At 72.5% G+C, this 19,851-nt stretch carries 21 protein-coding genes; 10 read left to right on the forward strand and 11 right to left on the reverse strand.

Features of this window, described 5'->3' with window-relative positions:
* Positions 1-97: 97 nt before the first annotated feature.
* From AB0B97_RS26510 to trmB, 4 genes are all read right to left on the reverse strand, one after another.
* Positions 98-1,000: a hypothetical protein gene (locus tag AB0B97_RS26510; RefSeq protein ID WP_357497396.1), complete on the reverse strand. Its 903-nt coding sequence runs from the start codon at positions 998-1,000 to the stop codon at positions 98-100.
* Positions 1,001-1,195: 195 nt separating this feature from the next.
* Complete coding sequence (locus AB0B97_RS26515; protein WP_357497398.1) at positions 1,196-1,840, reverse strand: hypothetical protein; 645 nt, start codon at positions 1,838-1,840, stop codon at positions 1,196-1,198.
* 141 nt (positions 1,841-1,981) lie between these two features.
* Complete coding sequence (locus AB0B97_RS26520; RefSeq protein WP_357497400.1) at positions 1,982-4,495, reverse strand: DUF3516 domain-containing protein; 2,514 nt, start codon at positions 4,493-4,495, stop codon at positions 1,982-1,984.
* A gap of 76 nt (positions 4,496-4,571) precedes the next feature.
* Positions 4,572-5,273, reverse strand: a complete 702-nt coding sequence (gene trmB / locus AB0B97_RS26525; RefSeq protein WP_357497402.1) for a tRNA (guanosine(46)-N7)-methyltransferase TrmB — start codon at positions 5,271-5,273, stop codon at positions 4,572-4,574.
* A 130-nt stretch (positions 5,274-5,403) separates the two neighbouring features.
* Between trmB and AB0B97_RS26530 the strand changes: the two genes are divergently transcribed.
* The gene (locus AB0B97_RS26530; RefSeq protein WP_357497798.1) at positions 5,404-6,027 is read left to right on the forward strand and encodes a hypothetical protein; all 624 of its coding nucleotides are present in this window, start codon (positions 5,404-5,406) and stop codon (positions 6,025-6,027) included.
* 283 nt (positions 6,028-6,310) lie between these two features.
* Positions 6,311-6,907, forward strand: coding sequence for a class F sortase (locus AB0B97_RS26535; protein ID WP_357497404.1), 597 nt, complete (start codon positions 6,311-6,313; stop codon positions 6,905-6,907).
* Between the two features lie 144 nt (positions 6,908-7,051).
* Here AB0B97_RS26535 and AB0B97_RS26540 read toward each other — a convergent pair whose 3' ends face one another.
* The 4 genes from AB0B97_RS26540 to AB0B97_RS26555 form a co-directional block, all read right to left on the reverse strand.
* Positions 7,052-7,927, reverse strand: coding sequence for an alpha/beta hydrolase (locus AB0B97_RS26540; RefSeq protein WP_357497406.1), 876 nt, complete (start codon positions 7,925-7,927; stop codon positions 7,052-7,054).
* A gap of 71 nt (positions 7,928-7,998) precedes the next feature.
* On the reverse strand, positions 7,999-8,316 hold the full coding sequence (locus AB0B97_RS26545; protein ID WP_234587840.1) for an antibiotic biosynthesis monooxygenase: 318 nt from the start codon (positions 8,314-8,316) through the stop codon (positions 7,999-8,001).
* Positions 8,317-8,364: 48 nt separating this feature from the next.
* Positions 8,365-9,162, reverse strand: coding sequence for an exodeoxyribonuclease III (locus AB0B97_RS26550; protein ID WP_357497408.1), 798 nt, complete (start codon positions 9,160-9,162; stop codon positions 8,365-8,367).
* Between the two features lie 37 nt (positions 9,163-9,199).
* Positions 9,200-10,120, reverse strand: coding sequence for a PAC2 family protein (locus AB0B97_RS26555; RefSeq protein ID WP_234587836.1), 921 nt, complete (start codon positions 10,118-10,120; stop codon positions 9,200-9,202).
* A gap of 400 nt (positions 10,121-10,520) precedes the next feature.
* Here AB0B97_RS26555 and AB0B97_RS26560 point away from each other — a divergent pair, with 400 nt between their 5' ends.
* The 3 genes from AB0B97_RS26560 (at position 10,521) to AB0B97_RS26570 (ending at position 12,421) form a co-directional block, all read left to right on the forward strand.
* Positions 10,521-11,366, forward strand: coding sequence for a peptidase M23 (locus tag AB0B97_RS26560; protein WP_357497411.1), 846 nt, complete (start codon positions 10,521-10,523; stop codon positions 11,364-11,366).
* Positions 11,367-11,472: 106 nt separating this feature from the next.
* Positions 11,473-11,619 (forward strand): hypothetical protein, encoded by a 147-nt coding sequence (locus AB0B97_RS26565; RefSeq protein WP_007457988.1) that lies wholly within the window; start codon positions 11,473-11,475, stop codon positions 11,617-11,619.
* A gap of 46 nt (positions 11,620-11,665) precedes the next feature.
* Positions 11,666-12,421, forward strand: a complete 756-nt coding sequence (locus AB0B97_RS26570; protein WP_357497413.1) for an EcsC family protein — start codon at positions 11,666-11,668, stop codon at positions 12,419-12,421.
* A gap of 16 nt (positions 12,422-12,437) precedes the next feature.
* On the opposite strand, the gene AB0B97_RS26575 is transcribed toward AB0B97_RS26570, so the two are convergent.
* Positions 12,438-13,289, reverse strand: a complete 852-nt coding sequence (locus tag AB0B97_RS26575; protein WP_357497415.1) for a GDSL-type esterase/lipase family protein — start codon at positions 13,287-13,289, stop codon at positions 12,438-12,440.
* 187 nt (positions 13,290-13,476) lie between these two features.
* Here AB0B97_RS26575 and AB0B97_RS26580 point away from each other — a divergent pair, with 187 nt between their 5' ends.
* Genes AB0B97_RS26580 through AB0B97_RS26600 form a run of 5 tightly spaced genes read left to right on the forward strand, consistent with a single transcriptional unit; the run spans position 13,477 to position 18,052 of the window.
* The gene (locus AB0B97_RS26580; RefSeq protein WP_354858297.1) at positions 13,477-13,740 is read left to right on the forward strand and encodes a DUF6343 family protein; all 264 of its coding nucleotides are present in this window, start codon (positions 13,477-13,479) and stop codon (positions 13,738-13,740) included.
* Between the two features lie 12 nt (positions 13,741-13,752).
* Positions 13,753-15,168, forward strand: a complete 1,416-nt coding sequence (locus tag AB0B97_RS26585; RefSeq protein ID WP_357497417.1) for an NADP-dependent succinic semialdehyde dehydrogenase — start codon at positions 13,753-13,755, stop codon at positions 15,166-15,168.
* 52 nt (positions 15,169-15,220) lie between these two features.
* Entirely contained in the window at positions 15,221-16,186 is a 966-nt protein-coding gene (locus tag AB0B97_RS26590) for a TIGR03885 family FMN-dependent LLM class oxidoreductase (RefSeq protein WP_234587821.1), read from the forward strand.
* Between the two features lie 37 nt (positions 16,187-16,223).
* Positions 16,224-17,798 carry a Na+/H+ antiporter gene (locus AB0B97_RS26595; protein ID WP_357497419.1) on the forward strand — a complete coding sequence of 525 codons (1,575 nt, stop codon included), beginning with the start codon at positions 16,224-16,226 and terminating at the stop codon, positions 17,796-17,798.
* Complete coding sequence (locus AB0B97_RS26600) at positions 17,795-18,052, forward strand: UBP-type zinc finger domain-containing protein (RefSeq protein ID WP_234587817.1); 258 nt, start codon at positions 17,795-17,797, stop codon at positions 18,050-18,052. Before AB0B97_RS26595 ends, AB0B97_RS26600 begins: the two co-directional genes overlap by 4 nt.
* 60 nt (positions 18,053-18,112) lie before the next feature.
* On the opposite strand, the gene AB0B97_RS26605 is transcribed toward AB0B97_RS26600, so the two are convergent.
* Positions 18,113-19,663 (reverse strand): MFS transporter, encoded by a 1,551-nt coding sequence (locus AB0B97_RS26605; RefSeq protein WP_357497421.1) that lies wholly within the window; start codon positions 19,661-19,663, stop codon positions 18,113-18,115.
* On the reverse strand, positions 19,663-19,803 hold the full coding sequence (locus AB0B97_RS26610) for a hypothetical protein (protein ID WP_357497423.1): 141 nt from the start codon (positions 19,801-19,803) through the stop codon (positions 19,663-19,665). Before AB0B97_RS26610 ends, AB0B97_RS26605 begins: the two co-directional genes overlap by 1 nt.
* Between the last annotated feature and the right edge of the window lie 48 nt (positions 19,804-19,851).

The following is a 19,851-nucleotide window of genomic DNA, read 5'->3' on the forward strand; positions in this document are numbered from 1 at the left end:
CGCACCCCGCGCGCCGGCCATGATCGTGCTCGATCCATGAAGTAGTGGCCTCCCTCGACGGGGAGGCCACTACTTCCATGTTCGAGCGCGATCACCGTCACCGAGGAAAGCGCGAGCGGGTTCGCAACGCGGCTCGGACCTCGGCGAGGAACCCGTCGAAGTCGTCCCGGAGGCGTTTGGCGGTCAGGTGGAGCACGATCCAGTCGCTGCCGAGCAGTCGGTTGAGGCGTCGGCGGTCCCGGTGAAACTGCTCGGGATCGTCGTGCCAGAGTCCGTCGTACTCCACGGCGACCTTGAACTGCGGCCAGGCCAGGTCCAGTCGGGCCACGAACCGGTCCTGCTCGGCCACGACCCACTGCGTCTCCGGTCGCGGCAGGCCGGCGAGCACCAGCCGTACCCGGGTGCGCGACTCCTGAGGGGACTCCGCGCCCGCGTCGGCCAGGTCGACGGCGCGTAGCAGCGACCGCCAGCCGCGTCGTCCGGCCCGGCTCAGCGCGTACTCGCGCAGGGTTGGCGTGGTCGTCAGCCGGCTCGCCAGCATGGCGTCGATGACGACCACCGCCTCGATCACGTCGAGCCAACGGGCCAGGTCCCAGCAGGTACGCGCCGGGCTGGTCACCGTGATCCCGGCCCGGTCCACGGTGTCGCCGGAGTCGATCTCCGCGTGGTGGACCCGGATGCCGGCGCTCGGGCCGATTCGGGTGGCGGCGGGAACGAGGACGTCGACCGGCTCGTTCGCGATCGGCTGTGTGCAGCCGTAGAGGGCGGCGGCAGCACGCCCCGCGATGGCGGCGCCGGGCGGGACCAACCAGCGTCCGACAGCGGCGCATCTGATGGTGTGGGTGACGGTGACCTGGGCATCGGCGTAGACGTCCCGAAAGAGCGGTCGCCACGCCGAGCTGCGGAGGTCGTTGCGGGTCAGCAGGCCTCGCGAGACGGCGGTCGAGCCACGGAAGACCCGACCCCGCAACTGCGGCGGCCGACGAGGAGCTTTCGGCATGGCTTCAGGCTGGTCGAATCCGCGCGCACCACGCTGCCCCTGTGGATAACCACCGTCGCCGGGCCGGCGTCGGTGCGCATCGTTGTCCCCATGATCGCGCTCGAACATGGATGTAGTGGCCTCCCCGTCGGAGGAGGCCACTACATCCTGGATCGAGCGCGATCTTGCGAGGCGGACGCGGGCGTGGGGTGGTGGTTAGGCGGCGGTGGACCAGATGGCGCGGAAGGCGGCGGCTTCGCCGGAGAGCCATCGCTCGATCTGGTCGGGCTTGGCGTCGGCGGGTGTGCGGTGGGCCTGGCCCCGGCGGACGTCGACCAGGACCGGCTCGGCGTGCGGGAGGACCGCGTCCATGTGACGGGCCATCAGGTGCAGGGTGGCGAGCACCGACTCCTCGCTCGGTGGGGCCTCGTCGAAGTGCAGGCGGACCGCTTCGGCGCGGCCGTCGGCGTGGCGTACCCCGAAATGGGGGTTGATCTTGACGGGCAGGTCACCCAGCATGGCCAGGGCGTCGCGGGTCTGGGCGAGGTCGATGGCGGCCGGATCGCCGAGGGAGTGCAGCCAGGCCGTGGCACCGGGCACCAGGGCCTGGTAGAGCGGGCGCCACCGTGGCTTGACGATGTCGGCCACCCCGGCCAGGTGGGTGCCGCCGGTGTGGAAGGCGATGTCGGCCTTGAGCGCCTTGACGAACTGGCCGTGCGGGTTGAAGCCGGACCGGCTGGCGCGCTGCTTGCGCAGCCCGCCCACGAAGGTCGCCTTGGTGGGGCCGGTGCGGTCGACGTAGCGGGTGAAACCGAGCAACGTGGCGTACGGCGTGAGGGGCGTGGAGGCGGGCGCGGTCACGGGCGTCCTCCCAGTTCAGGAGCGGTATTAGTACATACATTCTAATCGACACCCCTGACATCGCCCAGTGAAAACGGAGGTGCGGAAGACGCGACAAAGGGGGCCGCCCGGCGTGCGGACGACCCCCTGTCGAAACGGTGGCTAGAGCTGGCCGACGTCCGTGATCCGGACGACCGCCGCCCCGACCTCGTCCGAGGCGACGAGGTCGATCTCCGCGCTGATACCCCAGTCGTGGTCGCCGTCCGGGTCGTCGAAGATCTGCCGGACGGTCCACCGCTCCCGGCCCTGCTCGATCATCAGCAGCGCCGGGCCGCGGGCGTCCGGCCCGACGCCTATCGAGTCGTACGCCTCGAAGTACGGCGCGAGGGCGTCGGCCCACGCGTCGTAGTCCCAGCCGTCCTCGGCGTCCAGCTCGGCGAGCAGGTCCCAGCGGCGCAGCGCGGCCAGCTCGACGCGGCGGAACAGCGCGTTGCGCACCAGCACCCGGAACGCCCGCGCGTTGCGGGTCACCGCGGGTGGCCGGTCGCTCAGCGAGGCGTGCGCCTGGGCCACCTCGGCCACGTCGGACGGGTTGCGCAGCCGCTCCCACTCGTCGATGAGGCTGGAGTCGACCTGGCGGACCAGCTCGCCCAACCACTCGATGAGGTCGATCAGCTCCTCGGTCTTGGCGTCCTCGGGCACGGTCTGGCGCAGCGTCTTGTACGCGTCGGCCAGATAGCGCAGGACCAGCCCCTCGGAACGGGTCAGCCCGTAGAACTGCACGTACTCGGTGAAGGTCATGGCCCGCTCGTACATGTCGCGGACCACGGCCTTGGGGGAGAGCTGGTGGTCGGCGACCCACGGGTGGCCCTGCCGGTACATCTCGTACGCGGCCTCCAGCAGCTCGGCCAGGGGCTTCGGGTGGGTCACCTCGTCGAGCAGTTCGAGGCGTGCCTCGTACTCGATTCCCTCGGCCTTCATCGCGGCGACGGCCTCGCCGCGGGCCTTGAACTGCTGTGCGGAGAGGATCTGCCGGGGGTCGTCGAGGATCGACTCGATCACGCTGAGCACGTCGAGCGCGTACGACGGGGACTCGGCGTCGAGCAGCTCGATGGTGGCCAGGGCGAGGGGGGAGAGCGGCTGGTTGAGGGCGAAGTCGAGCTGGAGGTCGACGGTGAGGCGGATCCGCCGGCCCGTCTCGTCCGGCTCGGGCAGCTCCTCGACCACCCCGCCGGCGCGCAGCGCCCGGTAGATGGCGATGGCCCGGCGGATGTGCCGGCGCTGGGCGGCCGGCTCCTCGTGGTTGTCGGTGAGCAGGTGCCGCATCGCCGTGAACGCGTCCCCGGGGCGGCCGATGACGTTGAGCAGCATCGAGTGGCTGACCTGGAAACTGGAGGTCAGCGGCTCCGGCTCGGCGTCGACGAGGCGGTCGAAGGTGGGCTGACCCCAGCCGATCGAGCCCTCCGGCGGCTTCTTGCGGACCACCTTGCGGCGCTTCTTGGGGTCGTCGCCGGCCTTGGCGAGGGCCTTCTCGTTGTCGATGACGTGCTCGGGGGCCTGCACCACGACCCGGCCGATGGTGTCGTAGCCGGCCCGGCCGGCCCGCCCGGCGATCTGGTGGAACTCGCGGTTCTTGAGCAGCCGGGTGCGCACCCCGTCGTACTTGGACAGGCCGGTGAAGAGCACGGTGCGGATCGGCACGTTGATGCCGACGCCGAGGGTGTCGGTGCCGCAGATGACCTTGAGCAGGCCGGCCTGGGCGAGGGTCTCCACGAGCCTGCGGTACTTGGGCAGCATGCCGGCGTGGTGCACGCCGATGCCGTGCCGGACCAACCGGGACAGCGTCTTGCCGAAGCCGGAGGTGAACCGGAAGCCGCCGATCGCCTGGGCGATCATGTCCTTCTCGGCGCGGGTGCAGACGTTCACGCTCATCAGCGCCTGGGCGCGTTCCAGCGCGGCGGCCTGGGTGAAGTGCACGACGTACACCGGGGCCTGCTTGGTCTCCAGCAGCTCTTCGAGCGTCTCGTGCAGCGGCGTCATCGCGTACGAGAAGATCAGCGGGACCGGCCGCTCCGCCGAGCGCACGACGGCTGTCGGCCGCCCGGTGCGTCGGGTCAGGTCGTCGACGAACCGGGTGGTGTCCCCGAGGGTGGCGGACATCAGGACGAACTGGGCCTGCGGCAGCTCGATGATCGGTACCTGCCAGGCCCAGCCCCGGTCGGGCTCGGCGTAGAAGTGGAACTCATCCATGATCACCTGGCCGACGTCGGCCTTGGCGCCCTCGCGTAGCGCCAGGTTGGCCAGGATCTCCGCGGTGCAGCAGATGATCGGGGCGTCGGCGTTGACGCTGGCGTCGCCGGTGAGCATGCCGACGTTCTCGGCGCCGAAGACCTCGCAGAGCGCGAAGAACTTCTCCGACACCAGGGCCTTGATCGGCGCGGTGTAGAAGGTCGTCCGGCTGTCCGCGAGCGCCGCGAAGTGCGCCGCGATCGCCACCAGGCTCTTGCCCGAGCCGGTGGGCGTGTTCATGATCAGGTTGGCGCCGGAGACGATCTCGATGACCGCCTCCTCCTGATGGGGGTAGAGGTCGAGGCCGCGCTCCTTCGCCCAACTGGCGAACGCGTCGAAGAGGGTGTCGGGGTCGGCGCTTGTCGGCAGCGCGGCGGTGAGCGTCATATCCCGTCCATGGTGCCTGGATCATGCCCCCGCGCGCCAACCCGACCTCCGGCGGGCACCCGTCCGGGCCGGCTCGTCACCGTCGGCGGTAGATCAGGTCGGCGACCGGCCGCCCCGCGGTGATCGCCCGCCGCTCGAACTTCGTCACCGGGCGGTGCGCCGGACGCGGCGCGAAGCCGCCGTACGCGTCGACCAGCTCCGGGTCGGCGTCCAGGGTCTCCCGCATCGCCTGGGCGTACTCGGCCCAGTCGGTCGCGCAGTGCAGCGTCCCGCCGGGAACCAGCCGGGAGCGCAGCAGCGCCACGTGCGTCGGCTGGATGATCCGCCGCTTGCGGTGGCGGGCCTTGGGCCAGGGGTCGGGAAAGAAGATGTGTACGGCGTCCAGGACACCCTCGGGCAGGCCGCTGACCAGCTCCAACGCGTCGCCCTCGGCCACCCGTACGTTGCCGAGGCCACCGCGGTCCACCAGGTCGAGCAGGTTCGCGATTCCCGGCGTGTGCACCTCGACCGCCAGATAATCTCGATCCGGGTCGGCGGCGGCCATCGCGGCGGTGCTGTCGCCCATCCCCGAGCCGATCTCCAGCACCACCGGGGCCCGGCGGCCGAACAGGGCGGTCAGGTCGACGGGCTCGCCCGACACGTCCCGGCCGTAGGTCGACCAGAGCCGCTCCAGCGCGTCGGTCTGGCGGCCGCTCATCCGGCCCCGTCGGGGGTGGAAGGTGCGGATCGTCCGGCCCGCGGGCGGGGCGGCGGCGGGGTCAGGGTCGGTGGTGGTCACAGCGACCCGAGCGTACGCGACGTCGTCCGCGGATCGGATGTGATGTGCGACAGGTAATGAGAGGATCGATCTGGTACGGCAGGCCGGGCGGTCCGCTGCCCGGCGCGGTCCTACGGCGTCGAGAGGGGGCATCGTGGCAGTGACCGGCGGCGGCGTGACCCTGTCGGTGGTGACCGTGCTCGCCGGCCCCCTGCTGGCCGCCGCCCCCGCACACGCCGCACCCGCTGCCGGCGGTCCCGTGGCCGCCGCGTCGGTGCTCGCCGCGCCGGCGCCCGGGGGTCAGCCCGAGAGTCAACCCGGAGGCGCACCGCAGCCCGGCCCGGTGGACGTCTTCGTCGAGGTGAGCCCCAGCACGGTGCAGCCCGGTTACCTGGTCGGCATCCGGGCCAGCTGTCGGGACAACTCGGTGGGCGCCACAGTCGTCTCCGACGCGTTCGGCGCCGTCGGCGTGCAACCGCAGCGCGGCGTGCTCACCGCCGCGCCGATGGTGCGCGAGCGGACCCGTCCCGGCAACTACCGGGTCAAGTTGGAGTGCCGCGACGGCGAGACCGCGTCGACGATGCTCCAGGTGGTCAAGAAGGTGCCGTCCCCCCAGCCCAGCCGGGGCCCGGCCACCGGCTTCGGCGGCACCTCCGGGGGGATGACCGGCAAGCTGCTGTTGCCCGGCGGTGCGGCGCTCACCATCACCGGGCTGATCCTCGCCGTGGTGGCCCTGCGTCGGCCGCGCACCGTCCGTGGCGTCGCGCGCCACTGAGCCCGCCATGGAGATCTTCCGCCCCACGCCACCCCCCGCCGGCTCCCGCCCGCCCACGGGCTCGGGCCCGCCCGCCGGTTCGTGGGCACCCGACGGCGCGGCGCCGACCGCTGGCTCGCGTCCGCCCGCTGGCTCGCGTCCGGCGCGCGATTCGCGAGTCGCTGCCGAGCGGCCGCCGGTCGCCGAAAGACCACCGGCCTCCGAAAGACCACCGGTCGCGAGCCGGCCGCCGACCGCCGTCGCTCCTCGGCGCAGCCGTCCGTCGGGCCGTAGCCCCTGGTCGGTGCCGCTGGCTGTGGTGCTGGTGCTGGCGGGGGTCTTCGCCACCGGGGCGGGGCTGGGCCGCTCGGTCGGCCCGCTCGACTGGACCCCGGCGGGCGGTGACCGCCCACCGCGCAGCGAGACGGTCGGGTTGTCGGCCAGTCGCCCGGTGCGGCTCACCGTCCCGGCGATCAAGGTGGAGGCGCCGGTGGCGCCCGTCGGGCAGGCGCGAGACGGCACGATCGCCGTACCGCCGTTGGAACGGCACAACGAGACCGGCTGGTACGACCGTGGGCCGACGCCCGGCGAGCCCGGTCCGGCGGTCATCGTCGGGCACGTGGACACCAAGAGCGGCCCGTCGGTCTTCTACGACCTGGGCAAGCTCAAGCCCGGTGACCTGATCGAGGTGGTCCGGGCGGACCGGTCGACTGTGGTGTTCAAGGTCGACACCGTCGAGCACTTCCCGAAGGACCGGCTGCCCGCCGAGCGGATCTACGGCCACGACGGCCCCGCCGGTCTGCGGCTGATCACCTGCGGCGGCCAGTTCATCGGCGGTCGCACCGGCTACGCCGACAACGTGATCGCGTTCGCCACCCTCCAGTCGTCGCGCAAGCCGTGAGACGGACCCGGCCCGCCCGCCCGCCTGCTCGGACGAACCCTGGCGCTTGATCGACTCGGAATCCTTGAAGTCGCGGTGTCCGGCCGACCCGGACAGACCGGTTTCGCCGAACCCGAGTGGATCAAGCAGTACGGCCGGGCCGCGTCAGCGCAGGAAGTCCAGGAGCTGGCGAACCGTCTCGTCGGGGGCCTCCTCCGGGATGAAGTGCCCGACCGGCACCGGCCCGCCGCGTACGTCGTCGGCCCACTCCCGCCAGATCGCGATCGGGTCGTCGTAGAGCTTCGCGACCTGACCCTCCTGGCTCCAGAGAAACAGCAGCGGGCAGAGGATCTTCCGGTTGCCGCGGTCCGCCTCGTCCTGCTGGTAGTCCAGGGTCGCGGCCGCGCGAAACTCCTCGCAGATCGCGTGGACGGTGTCAGGGTCGCTGAACTGCCTGACGTACGCCGCCCGCACCTCGGCCGGGAAGGCGTCCTTCACCTTGGGCCAGGTGCCGAGCATGTAGTCGACGAGCACGGCGGGCGCCGCGCCGATGAACTGCTCGGGCACCGGCGCCGGCGCCGCCAGGAAGGACCAGACCCAGTAGGAGAGGCTGAACGCCTTGTCGGCGCGGTTGTAGACGTCCCCGACCGGCACGACGTCCATGACCGCCAGCCGGGTGACGGCGTCCGGTTCGTCCAGCGCGAGACGGTACGCGCACCGGGCCCCGCGATCATGGCCGACCAGGTGGAACCGGTCATGACCCAGGTGCCGCATCACCTCGATCTGGTCACGGGCGATGGCGCGCATGCTGTACGGCTCGTGATCGGCGGTGCTCGGCGGTGTGCCGCTGTCTCCCCAGCCGCGCAGGTCGGTGGCGACGACCGTGAAGTGCTCGGCGAGCCGGGGCGCCACCGTGTGCCACATGAGGTGCGTCTCCGGGATGCCGTGCAGGAGCAGCACGGGTGGCCCGCTGCCGCCCCGGCGTCCGTGGATCGTCGCGCCGGACGTGGGGATGTCGAACTCTTCGAACCCGTCGAACATGGCCGGACGCTATCAGCGCAGGTCACCGCCCGGGCGGGGTTCCGACGAGCCCAGGATCGTCGGCAGGTGGGTCAGGGCGCAGGGACGTGCAGGGCGACCTCGAATTCCAGGAGGCTGGCGCCGCTGGACACCGGCGGGCGGGGCTTGTCGCCGGGGGCGGCGGCGTGGGCCTCGCGGGAGGGGCCGGAGGCCCAGGCCTGGTACGCCTCCTCGCTCTCCCACCTCGTGTAGACGAAGTAGCGGGTCTCCCCAGCCACCGGGCGGAGCAGTTCGAAGCCGAGGAAGCCGGGGGAGTTCTCCACCGCGCCCGCCCGAGCCGCGAACCGCTTCTCCAACTCGGCGCCCGCGCCCGGCGGAACCTCGATTGCGTTGATCTTCACGACTGCCATCTGCCCACCCTAGCCAGCGCCGGCGCCCTCCCGCGGGAGCGCCGGCGCTCAGAACGCCTCGACGGCGGGGACCAGATCGGCGTCGACCACGATCGGGGCGTGATCGGAGGGGCCCTTACCCTTGCGGGCCTCCCGGTCCACGTACGCCGAGCGGACCGCCCGCGTGAACGGGGCCGAGGCGTACACCAGGTCGATCCGCATGCCCTTGTTCTGGTGGAACATACCGGCGCGGTAGTCCCAGTAGGTGAACGGGTGTGGCCCCTTCATCGGGGTCGGCACCACGTCGCTGAGCCCGAGGTCGCGCAGCGCGGCCAGGGCGGCCCGCTCGGCCGGGGTGACATGCGTGGAGTGGGTGAACACTGCCGGGTCCCAGACGTCGGCGTCGGTCGGTGCGACGTTGAAGTCGCCGCAGACGGCCAGCGGCGGGCCGCCGGCCAGCTCCGCCTCCAACGCGTCGCGCAGCGCCGCGAACCAGGCCAACTTGTACGCGTAGTGCGGGTCGTCCGGCGTGCGGCCGTTGGGCACGTACACCGACCAGACCCGCAGCCCGTCGCAGGTGGCGGAGATCGCGCGGGCCTCCGGTGCGGGAAAGCCCGGCTCACCCGCGAAGCCGACGCGGACGTCGTCCAGGCCGACCCGGGACAGGATCGCCACCCCGTTCCAGCGGCCGTCGCTGTGGCTGGCCACGGTATAGCCCAGCTCGCCCACCTCGGCCACCGGGAAGGCGCCGTCCGGGCACTTCGTCTCCTGCAGGCAGACGACATCGGGCCCGGTGCCGGCCAGCCACTCCAACAGCCGGGGCAGCCGGGCCTTCACCGAGTTCACGTTCCAGGTCGCCAGGCGCATGTCTCCACCCTGCCGCATCCGCTGCCGTGTCGCCGGGTCAGCTGCCCGGGGTGTCGCCGGGACGGGTCTGTTCGGCCAGGAACCGTTCCAGCTCCGCGCCGAGCTCGTCGGCGGTGGGCAGCGGACCGGCGTCGGGGGCGAGCAGGTTCCGCTCGCCGCGACCGCGGGCGAACGCGTCGTACTGCTCCTCCAGGGCCTGGACGAGGGCTGCGGCGTCCTCGGTCTGGGCGACCTGCCGGTCGATCTCCACCCGGACCACCTCGGCGGCCGAGCGCAGCCCGTCGCCGGGCAGCAGCAGCCCCGTGCTGCGCGACACCGCGCTCAGGAGCACCTCGGCAGCGGCCGGGTACTCGGTCTGCGCCACGTAGTGCGGCACGTGCGCGGCGAACCCGAGCGCGTCGCGGCCCTGCTGGCCGAGGCGGAACTCCAGCAGGTGACCGACGCTGCCGGGCACCTGGACCCGTTGCAGCCAGGGCTCGTACCCGCTGATCAACTCCGGACGGGTGGCGTGGGCGGTCACGCCGGTCGGCCGGGTGTGCGGCACCGCCATCGGGATCGAGTTGAGCCCGACGGTGAGGCGTACGTCCAAGCGGGCGGCGAGCCCCGCGACGGCGGCGGTGAACCGCTCCCACTGCAGGTCCGGCTCGGGGCCGGTGAGCAGCAGAAAGGGTGTCTCGTCGTCGTCGTTCAGCAGGTGCAGCTCCAGCTTGGGGGCGTCGAAGCTCTCCCAGTGGTCCTCGACGAAGGTCATCACCGGTCGCCGGGAGCGGTAGTCGAAGAGCTGGTCCACGTCGAAGGTGGCGATCGGCCGGCCCTCGAGCGACGTGAGCAGCTGCTCGCGGGCCAGCCGGCTGGCGTTGCCGGCGTCCACGAACCCGGTCAGGGCCTGGACCAGGACCGGTTGCCCGAGGTCGGGCAGATCGTCGGTGAGCTGATAGAGCTCGTGTGGGTCGAGCACCGGTGCGGACCTCCCTGAAATGTGCCTACGCGGATGCCGACACGGTGGACGGCACCCGATTCGGGCAACGTACCCGCCATCCTGGCGCATTCCTGCGTCGGGCGATCCGTCGACCGTCGGCTGGCGTGATCGGACGAACCACCCGATTACGTCGTTCGGCCGATGGGCGGTTCGGCCCAAAGGCCGAGTTTGTCGATCATGTCGGTCCTCGCGGCCCGATGTCCGTCCCTGTCGCCGTCCGTGCCGGCCCACGTGCCGCGCCGGTTTTCTCCGGTACGCGAGGTCCGTTCCCCGGGCGGGTCGAGCCGCCCCGCTCGTCCACCCGGAGACCCTGATTCTGTGGCGAGGGCCACGTGATCACTGTGCGTGATCGGGGTTTCCGCCTGCCTAGCCTCGGTTGATGCGTGACGACGGCACCCTCGACGACCCGTACGCCCCGAGCAGCCCCACTACCGAAACGGAGGAAGGCACCTCAGCCGAACGGACAACCGCCGCGAGTCGGCTTCGGGCGTACGCCCGCGACCTGACCGGTCGGCGCCGCGCCCAGGTGGCCCTCGCCGCCGGCGTGGTCTGCTGCCTCGGTCTGGCCGCTGTCGCACAGGTCCGCGACGAGACCGCCGGCGCGGCGACGCGTGCCGACAGCAGCACCGAGCTGGCGCAGCGCGCCGAGCAGCAGAGCGCTTCCCGCTCTCTCGACCGTGCCGCCACCCCCTCTGCCACCCCGTCCGCCTCGGCTACCTCCGCCGACCCGGACACCACCGCGCGTGCCCGCAAGGTCGCCTCGGCTCAGCCGACCGACCCGGCGCCGGTCGTCGGCCTGAGCGACGACCAGATGGAGAACGCCGAGGCGATCGTCCGCACCGGACGCAAGATGGGCGTCCCGCGCCGTGGCCTGGTCATCGCGGTGGCGACAGCCATGCAGGAGAGCAACCTCTACAACGTCGCCAGCGGCGTGCTGCCGGAGTCGCAGAACTACCCGCACCAGGGCGTCGGCTGGGACCACGACTCGGTCGGTCTGTTCCAGCAGCGCTCCAGCAGCGGCTGGGGCCCGGTCGGCCGGCTGATGGACCCCGAGTTCGCCACTCGGCAGTTCCTCAGCGCGCTGGAGCAGGTGCCCGGCTGGCAGCAGATGCGGCTCACCGACGCCGCGCAGGCGGTGCAGGTCTCCGCGTACCCCGAGCACTACCAGCAGCACGAGTGGCGGGCCACCCGGGTCGTCGACGCCATCGTGCCGGCCGGGCGGTAGCCTACCGACCACTGTGGACGGTGAGGGTTGAGCCTGTCGCGTCCCGGGTACATCCGTTGCGGGTTCGGGGTACACATGACTGAGGGATCACCGACAGGAGGACGTTATGTCTTTGATGCAGCGGATCAGCACCTTCCTGAGATCGCCCAAGGGTCAGCAGCTGGTGGACCGGGGTCGGCGCGAGCTGGCCAAGCCCGACAACCAGCAGAAGCTCAAGGGGTTGGCGGCGCGACTGTCCAACCGCCGCCGCTGACCGCGCCACCGGCCATCCTGCCCGTACCCACCCCTGGGGAGACCCGGTGACCGACACCCCGCCCGCCGGCGGTCAGCCCGCCGCGTCCACGCCCGAGCCATCGGCCGGCCTGCCGGCCGTGCCGGTGGCCGCGCCCGAGGGGCCGCCGGCCCGACTCTGGGACCGGATGCGCGACGATCCGCAGTACGCCCCGGAGCACCTCGCCCTGGAGGCGGTGCGCCGGCTCGGGCCGGAGGCCGCGCAGTGGGCCGCCCGCGCCCGCAGCGAGCACCCCGGTGTCTCGTCCGACGTCCTTGCCGACCAGGCGGCCCGCAAGTTCGTCAACCTGGCTCGCCTGTCCGGGGCGGTCTCCGGAGCGGCCGGGCTGCCCGGAGCCGTCCTCGACGTCGGCGTGCTGGCCTGGACCCAGGCGCGCATGGTCCTGCACATCGCCGCCGCGTACGACGTCGACCCGCTGCACAGCGACCGGGCCACCGACCTGCTCGTGCTCCAGCGGGTGCACAAGGTCGCCGAGAGCGCCCGCCTGGCGCTCGGGGTGGCCGCCGGCCGCGAACGCGCCGACGCGCTCTTCGGCCTGGGCGGCCAGCGCCCGCTCGGGCGGGTCATGTTGCAGCTCGGCGTCCGGCTGGCCCAGATGGCCGGCGTCCGGGCGGCCAAGCGACTCGTCGCCAAGATCGTCCCGGGTGCGGCGATAGTGCTCGGCACGTGGGCCAACTCGTCCGCCACCAAGGACCTCGCCGAGCGCTCCCGGGCGCTCTACGGCCGGCGCGGCACCGCCGTCCCGGAGCCTCGCCGCTCCTGAACCACCCTCGGGTGGTTCAGTCGGCCAGGCCGGACGAGCGCCACGTCACCTCGGCCAGCCGACCCTGACCGGTGGCGTTGGGGTGGAACCAGTCCAGCGGGTTGAGCAGGTCCAGGGTGAAGCGGACCTTGTGCGCCGCGCCCCCGTCGTGCCGGCAGCGCGAGCCGTACGCCCGGCAGGCCGCCACCAACTGCGCGTTGTACGCGTCGATCCGGGCCCGCACGGCGGCCCGGCGGGCCTTGTCGGCGGGCGCCGTCGACGTCGCGTTGGCCAGCAGCGCCGGGCAGATGCCCCGCCGCCACGCGCGTGCCGCCCGCGCGTCGCCGTGCCCCACCTCCCAGAGCCGGTAGAGGTCGGGGATGCTCACCACCAGCACCCGGGCCTTCGGCCGGCCGGTCCGCAGCACCCGCAGACCCCTGTCGACGTCGGCCCGGAACTGCGTCACCGGGGTCATCGCGTCCACCCCGCCCCGGCAGATGTCGTTGGCGCCGATCAGCACGGTGATGTAGTCGGCCCGGTCGCGTACGGCCGCCTGGGCCTGGCCTTCGAGGGCGTCGGCGCGCGCGCCGGGCCGGGCGTGGTTGTACGCCTTGCCGCGGATCGCGGAATTCTGGTCGAGCAGCCGCCGGTAGTGGCTCTGCACCCGCAGGCCGTCCCCGGTCGACCAGGAGTTGCGCTCGCAGGAGGTGAGCACCAGGCAGGAGGCGAAGCCGGTGCTGATCGAGTCGCCGAGCGCGGCGATGCCGCCAGGCCCGCCGGACGACGGTGCGCTCTTCGTCGGACGGGGGGAGGCCGACGTGCCTCCCTCGCAGGCCAGCGCCACAAGCGCGGCGAGACAGGCCAGGGCGGCAACCCAGCGTCGAGGCATGACATCCCCCGTCTAGCAGCACAGAGCGACAGCGCGGTAACTGTATGCGCTGGACGTGGTCGGGCGGGAAGTTGCTGTCGGGTATGTGGCCGAGTGCCGTCGAACGAGCTGCGGGAGTGCTATAAGCGCCACCAGCGCGGGCGATGGCTGCCGGTTAACGGCGCCGATCGGGGGTAGGTCAGGAGGTATGACGAGATCGCAGCCCCGGCGTGCCCGTGGCACGGTCGGCCACGCGTACAGCGCGCTGAACCTCCGGCTCACCCTCGCCGGCTTCGGGTTGGTGATCATGGTGCTGTTCGCGGTGCTGGCGTTCTGGGCGGGGCTCGCCTGGCTCGGCGTGCTCTGCGCGATCTTCGCAGTCGTCGCCGTGGTCGACCTGGTCGTGATCCAGCGCCGCCGCGCCGCTCGCCGCCGCGAGGAGCCAGGCGTACGACACTCGCTGTTCGAGTGACAGGAGGACGAGATGCCCCACATCGCCACCACCAACCCCGCCACCGGACAGGTGCTCAAGACCTACGAGGCGATGTCCACCGAACAGCTCGACGCCGCCATCGAGCGCACCGACCTCGCGTACCAGCAGCTGCGCGGCACAGGCGTCGACCAGCGCGCCCGGTGGATGAACGCCGCCGCCGACCTGCTGGACGCCGAGCGCGACGAGATCGCCCGGATCATGACCACGGAGATGGGCAAGACGTACGTCGCGGCGCAGGCCGAGGTGACCAAGTGCGCCACCGCCGCCCGCTTCTACGCCGACAAGGCGCCCGCGTTCCTCGCCGACCAGCCGGCCGACGCCGCCGCCGTGAAGGCGACCCGGGCGTTCATCCGTTACCAGCCGATCGGCGTGGTGCTCGCGGTGATGCCGTGGAACTTCCCGCTGTGGCAGGTGATGCGCTTCGCCGCGCCGGCGCTGATGGCCGGCAACACCGGCCTGCTCAAGCACGCCTCGAACGTGCCGCAGACGGCGCTGCTGCTGGAGGACGTGTTCCGTCGCGCCGGCTTTCCCGAGGGGGCGTTCACCACAGTGCTGGTGGGCTCGGACGCCGTCGAGCGGATCCTCGCCGACCCCCGGGTCCGCGCCGCCACCCTCACCGGCAGCGAGGCGGCCGGGCGTTCCATCGCCCAGATCGCCGGCCGGGAGCTGAAGAAGACAGTGCTGGAGCTGGGCGGCAGCGACCCGTTCGTGGTGATGCCCTCGGCCGACATCGACGCTGCCGCCGAGGTGGCCACCACGGCCCGCTGCCAGAACAACGGCCAGTCCTGCATCGCCGCCAAGCGGTTCATCGTGCACACCGACGTCTTCGACGCGTTCGCCGAGAAGTTCGCCGCCAACATGGCCGCGCTGCGCGTCGGCGACCCCATGGAGCCGGGCACCGACGTGGGTCCGCTGGCCAGCGAACGCGGTCGCGACGAGGTGCACGCACAGGTGCGCGACGCGGCGGACAACGGCGCCACGGTGCTCTGCGGCGGCGAGCTGCCCGCCGGCGACGGGTGGTTCTACCCGCCGACGGTGGTCACCGACCTCACCCCGCAGATGCGGATGTGGTCCGAGGAGGTCTTCGGGCCGGTCGCCGGCCTGTACCGGGTGTCCTCGTACGCCGAGGCGATCGAGGTGGCCAACGGCACCAGCTTCGGCCTCGGGTCGAACGCCTGGACGCGGGACGCGGCCGAGCAGGAGCGCTTCGCCACCGACCTGGACGCCGGCAACGTCTTCATCAACGGGATGACCACCTCCTACCCGGAGCTGCCGTTCGGCGGCGTGAAGAACTCCGGCTACGGCCGGGAGCTGTCCGAGCTGGGCATGCGGGAGTTCTGCAACATCAAGACGGTCTGGGTGGGTGAGGGAGCCGCGTCGGCCGGTGCCGGCGCGCACGCCGAGTAGCTTCCCGCGCGGTACGCATCACCTGACGGCGTCATGGGTAGGAAGTGCGCCCATGACGTCGTTCGGATTCCACGCCTCCCACGAGCAGATCCCACCCCGCGCCCTGCTGGAGGCGGTGATGCACGCCGAGCGGGCCGGCTTCGACGCCGCCATGTGCTCCGACCACTTCTCCCCGTGGAGCACCCGGCAGGGTGAGTCCGGCTTCGCCTGGTCCTGGCTGGGCGCCGCGTTGCAGGCCACCGGCATGTCGTTCGGCGTGGTCAACGCCCCCGGTCAGCGCTACCACCCGGCGATCATCGCGCAGGCGATCGGCACCCTCGGCGCGATGTACCCGGGCCGGTTCTGGGCGGCCCTCGGCACCGGCGAGGCCAGCAACGAGCACATCACCGGCGACCCGTGGCCGCGCAAGGATGTCCGCGCCGCCCGGCTGCGCGAGTGCGTGGACGTGATCCGGGCACTGCTGGCCGGCGAGGAGGTCAGCCACGACGGTCTGGTCCGGGTGGACCGGGCCCGCCTGTGGACCCGCCCCGAAGAGCCGCCCGCGCTGGTCGGCGCGGCCGTCAGCGTGGCCACCGCCCGCTGGTGCGCCGAGTGGGCCGACGGACTGATCACCGTGAACGCGCCGGTGGAGCACCTGCGCGAGATGATCGACGCGTACCGGGACGCCGGCGGGCGCGGTCCACTGCACCTGCAGGTGCATGTTTCCTGGGCGCCGGAGCAGGCGCAGGCCGAGGCGCTCGCGTACGACCAGTGGCGCAGCAACGTCTTCACTCCTCCGGTCTGCTGGGACCTGGAGACCGTCGAACACTTCGACGTGGTCTCGGCCGACGTGCCGCCCGAGCGGATCGCCCAGGTGGTGAACATCTCCGCCGACCTGGGCCGGCACGTGGGCTGGCTCCAGGAGTACGCGGCGCTCGGCTTCGACCAGATCGCCCTGCACCACGTGGGGCAGGAGCAGCGCGGGTTCATCGACGCGTTCGGCGCGGAGGTGCTGCCCAAGCTGCGCTCGGCGGGCTGATCGGGCGTCGCTCGCCCGACCCCTAGGCTCGTACCCCATGGAAAGCCTGTTTCCGGTCGTCGTCTTTCTGGCGATCGCCACCCTCGGCGCGGCGCTGGCCCGCCGGCTCGGCCTGCTCGCGCCGATCGTGCTGGTCGTGCTCGGCCTGGCGCTCTCGTTCGTGCCGGGCTTCCCGCACATCGAGCTCGAACCGGAGCTGGTGCTGATCGGCATCCTGCCGCCGCTGCTGTACGTCGCCGCGCTGGACACGTCGGTGCCGGCGTTCAAGAACAACATCCGGCCGATCCTGCTGCTCGCCGTGGGCCTGGTGCTGTTCACCGCGTTCGCGGTGGGCGTCGTGCTGCACCTGCTGCTGCCGCAGGTCCCGTTCGCGATCTGCCTGGCCCTCGGCGCGGTGGTCGCACCGCCGGACGCCGTGGCCGCCACGGCCGTCGCCCGCCGCGTCGGCCTGCCCCGCCGGGTGGTCACGATCCTGGAGGGGGAGAGCCTGGTCAACGACGCCACCGCACTGGTGCTGCTGCGGGTCGCGACAATGGCCTCCATCGGCACGGCCGTCGGCACCGACCGGATCGCCCTCGAAGTGCTGCGGTCCACCGGCGGCGGCATCCTGATCGGGGCGCTCGGGGCGCTGGTGTTCGGCTTCCTGCACCGGCGGATCAGCGACCCGCTGCTGGACAACGCCCTGTCGTTGATCATCCCGTTCGCTGTGGTGTTCACCGCCGAGCACCTGCACGCCTCCGGCGTGGTCGCGGTGGTCGTCACCGGTCTGGTGCTCGGGCACAAACTGCCGCAACTGCTGTCGGCGGCGTCCCGGTTGCAGGTCGGCGCGTTCTGGCGGCTGGTCCGGTTCCTGCTGGAAGGACTGGTCTTCCTCCTGGTCGGGCTGCAACTGCGGGAGGTGCTGCGCGAGCTCGACGAGCCCACCGGCTCACTCGTCCTGATCACCTTCGGGGTGCTCGCCACCGTCTTCCTGACCCGCTTCGTCTGGCTCTTCCCCGCCACCTACCTGGCCCGGTTGGTCCCCCGGATCCGCCGCCGGGACGCGGCCCCGTCACCGAAGGTCCCGATCATCATCGGCTGGGCCGGAATGCGGGGCGTGGTGACGCTCGCCGCCGCCCTGGCCCTCCCGCTGACCCTGGCCGACGACGAGGCGTACCCCCGGGCCCTGTTCATCTGGTTGGCCTTCGCGGTGATCGTGGTCACCCTGGTCGGTCAGGGCGCGACGCTGCCGCTGGTCGCCCGACGGTTGAAGCTCCCCCAGGACGACCCGGTGCAGGACGCGTTGTCGGCAGCCGGAGTGCAGCAGCAGGCCAGCCGGGCCGCACGGGACCGGTTGGAGGAGCTGGCCGAGAGCGCGCCGGGATCCGTGGTGGATCGGCTGCGCCGGGTGCAGGAGGACCGCACCAACATGGCCTGGGAACGGCTCGGCGGCGACGAGCGGGAAACCCCGTCGCAGGCGTACGGTCGGCTGCGACAAGAGATGATCGACGCCGAGCGGGACGTGTTCCGGGCCGCCCGGGACGCCGGTCGAATTCCTGAGGAGGTGCTGGTGCGGGCCTATCGTGACCTGGACCTGGAAGAGTCGTTGCTGCGGCAGGAGGTCGAGCAGTGAGTTGTCAGCACCTGACCGAGGCCGGCACTGCCGAACCGCGCACCCCCGACGAGTGCGCCGACTGCGTCGCCAGCGGCGACACCTACTGGGTGCACCTGCGTACCTGCCTGAGCTGCGGCCAGGTCGGCTGCTGCGACTCGTCGCCGAACCAGCACGCGAGCAAGCACTTCGCGTCCACCGGCCACCCGGTGATCCGCTCGGCGCAGCCGGGCGAGGCCTGGCGCTGGTGCTTCGTCGACGAGGAGATCGGCTGACCGGTCCCGAACGCCGCTGACCGGCCGGTCCTGCCCATCGCAGGATCGGCCGGTCACCGTTCACCGGCCGGTCCGGGGCGGCGTCGCGAGGCGGCCGGCATCGTTCACCGGCTGGTCCGGCACGGCGTCGCGGCGGCCGGGAGGCTGGCCACCGCTTACCCGGCCAGCGCCGCCCGGCGTTGCCGGGGGCGGCGTCGCGAGGCGGCCGGCGAGGGCCCAGCGGGTGAGCGCGGGGCTGGCCAGACCCACCGCGGCGAAGAGCGCACCGACGGCCACCCAGCCGGGCATCCCGCCGTCGAGCACCACGAGCGTCAACAGGGCCGGGCCGACGGCACGGGCCAGACCGGCCAGCATGCCGTCCGCTCCCTGGTAGGCGCCCACCGCGTCCGGCGGAGCGAGATCGTAGGCGAGTCCCGCTCCGCCAGCGGAGTGCCACAGGTCACCGGCGGTGTAGACGACGGTGGCGACCAGCAGCAGTGCGACGGCCGCAGTGGTGGGCAGGCGGGCCGTGGCCGCGTACAGCAGCATCGCGGCGGCCAGCACCAGGCCGGCCCGGCGCATCGTCCGCGCCGCGGGAGCGGCGGTGTCCGCGCCCCGGCTCAACCGCACCGCCAGCAGGACGGTGAGCACCGTGTTCGTCAGCAGTACCGCCGACACGACCGGCGGGGACGCTCCGACCACTGTCACCGCCCAGAGCGGCACCACCAGTGTGAGCATCGTCTGATGCAGGGCGAGCACCGCCGACGCGCCGCTCACCGCGAGGAAGCGGCCGTCACGCAGCGGCCGCCCACGGTGGGCAGCGGCCGTCGGGGCCAGCGCGGTCGGGGCTGGCATGGTCGGGGCCGGCGCGGTCGGGGCTGGCATGGTCGGGGCCGGCGCGGTCGGGGCTGGCATGGTCGGAGCCGGCGCGGTCGATGCCGGCATGGTCGGGGCCGGCACCGAGGGCCGCGCGGACGAGGGTTGCGCGGTGGGGGCCGGCGCGGTCGATGGCTGCTTGGTGGGGGCCGGCGCGGCCCGGCGCTGCGCGGTTGGGGGACAGGCCGGCAGCCGCAACAGCAGCGCCGCCGACACCAGATAGGTGGCCGCGTTGCCGGCCACCAGGATCTGGTACGCCAGGTGCGTGTCGGCGGCCAGCGCGAACCCGGCCAGACCCGCCCCGACCCCGATGCCCAGGTTCGCCACCGCCCGTAGCGTGGCGAAGGCGTGCACCCGGCCCTGCGGGCCGGCGACGGCGGCGACCAGCGCGGCGCGGACCGCGAGGTTGCCCGAGGCCAGCAGCAGGTCGAGCACCGCGACGACCAGGAACACCGCAAACGAGCCGACCAGCAGGTACGTTGCCGCGACGATCGCCTGCAGCACCTGGAGGACGGCCCGCAGCGTACGCGGGTCACGTCGGTCGGCCAGACCGCCGAGTGGCACGCTCGCGGTCAGACCGACCAGCCCCGCGACGCTGAGCCCGACGCCCACCTGCGCGGCCGAGAGCCCCACGTCCCGGGTGAGATAGATGGCGGCGCCGGTCAGCCACAGTCCCGAGCCGACGGTGTTCGCCAACGTCGCGAGGGAGAGCGTGCGCAGCCGCCCGGACGGCGGCAGCGGCGAGACGCCCCGCATCAGCGGGCGATGACCACGGCCGAGGCGAAGTCGATGACCCGGTCGCCGGGGGTGGCGAGATCGCCGTCGGTGACCTGGGCGCGGTGCGTGGCCCGGTTGCTCCCGGTGGCCCGTTCGAACGTGTCGCTGTTGACAGTCACGGTGGCGACGCTAGGCAGGCCGGGCGGAGTTGGCGGTCCCGAACGACG

Origin of the sequence: Micromonospora sp. NPDC049004 (assembly GCF_040649315.1) — a bacterium.
GTDB lineage: Bacteria > Actinomycetota > Actinomycetes > Mycobacteriales > Micromonosporaceae > Micromonospora.

Coding starts and splice junctions, on each gene's coding strand:
- AB0B97_RS26565 (WP_007457988.1), top strand. CDS start 11,473: ATGTCTTTGATGCAGCGGATCAGCACCTTCCTGAGATCGCCCAAGGGT.
- AB0B97_RS26545 (WP_234587840.1), bottom strand. CDS start 8,316: ATGGCAGTCGTGAAGATCAACGCAATCGAGGTTCCGCCGGGCGCGGGC.
- AB0B97_RS26580 (WP_354858297.1), top strand. CDS start 13,477: ATGACGAGATCGCAGCCCCGGCGTGCCCGTGGCACGGTCGGCCACGCG.
- AB0B97_RS26560 (WP_357497411.1), top strand. CDS start 10,521: ATGCGTGACGACGGCACCCTCGACGACCCGTACGCCCCGAGCAGCCCC.
- AB0B97_RS26540 (WP_357497406.1), bottom strand. CDS start 7,927: ATGTTCGACGGGTTCGAAGAGTTCGACATCCCCACGTCCGGCGCGACG.
- AB0B97_RS26585 (WP_357497417.1), top strand. CDS start 13,753: ATGCCCCACATCGCCACCACCAACCCCGCCACCGGACAGGTGCTCAAG.
- AB0B97_RS26595 (WP_357497419.1), top strand. CDS start 16,224: ATGGAAAGCCTGTTTCCGGTCGTCGTCTTTCTGGCGATCGCCACCCTC.
- AB0B97_RS26550 (WP_357497408.1), bottom strand. CDS start 9,162: ATGCGCCTGGCGACCTGGAACGTGAACTCGGTGAAGGCCCGGCTGCCC.
- AB0B97_RS26520 (WP_357497400.1), bottom strand. CDS start 4,495: ATGACGCTCACCGCCGCGCTGCCGACAAGCGCCGACCCCGACACCCTC.
- AB0B97_RS26575 (WP_357497415.1), bottom strand. CDS start 13,289: ATGCCTCGACGCTGGGTTGCCGCCCTGGCCTGTCTCGCCGCGCTTGTG.
- AB0B97_RS26590 (WP_234587821.1), top strand. CDS start 15,221: ATGACGTCGTTCGGATTCCACGCCTCCCACGAGCAGATCCCACCCCGC.
- AB0B97_RS26510 (WP_357497396.1), bottom strand. CDS start 1,000: ATGCCGAAAGCTCCTCGTCGGCCGCCGCAGTTGCGGGGTCGGGTCTTC.
- AB0B97_RS26605 (WP_357497421.1), bottom strand. CDS start 19,663: ATGCGGGGCGTCTCGCCGCTGCCGCCGTCCGGGCGGCTGCGCACGCTC.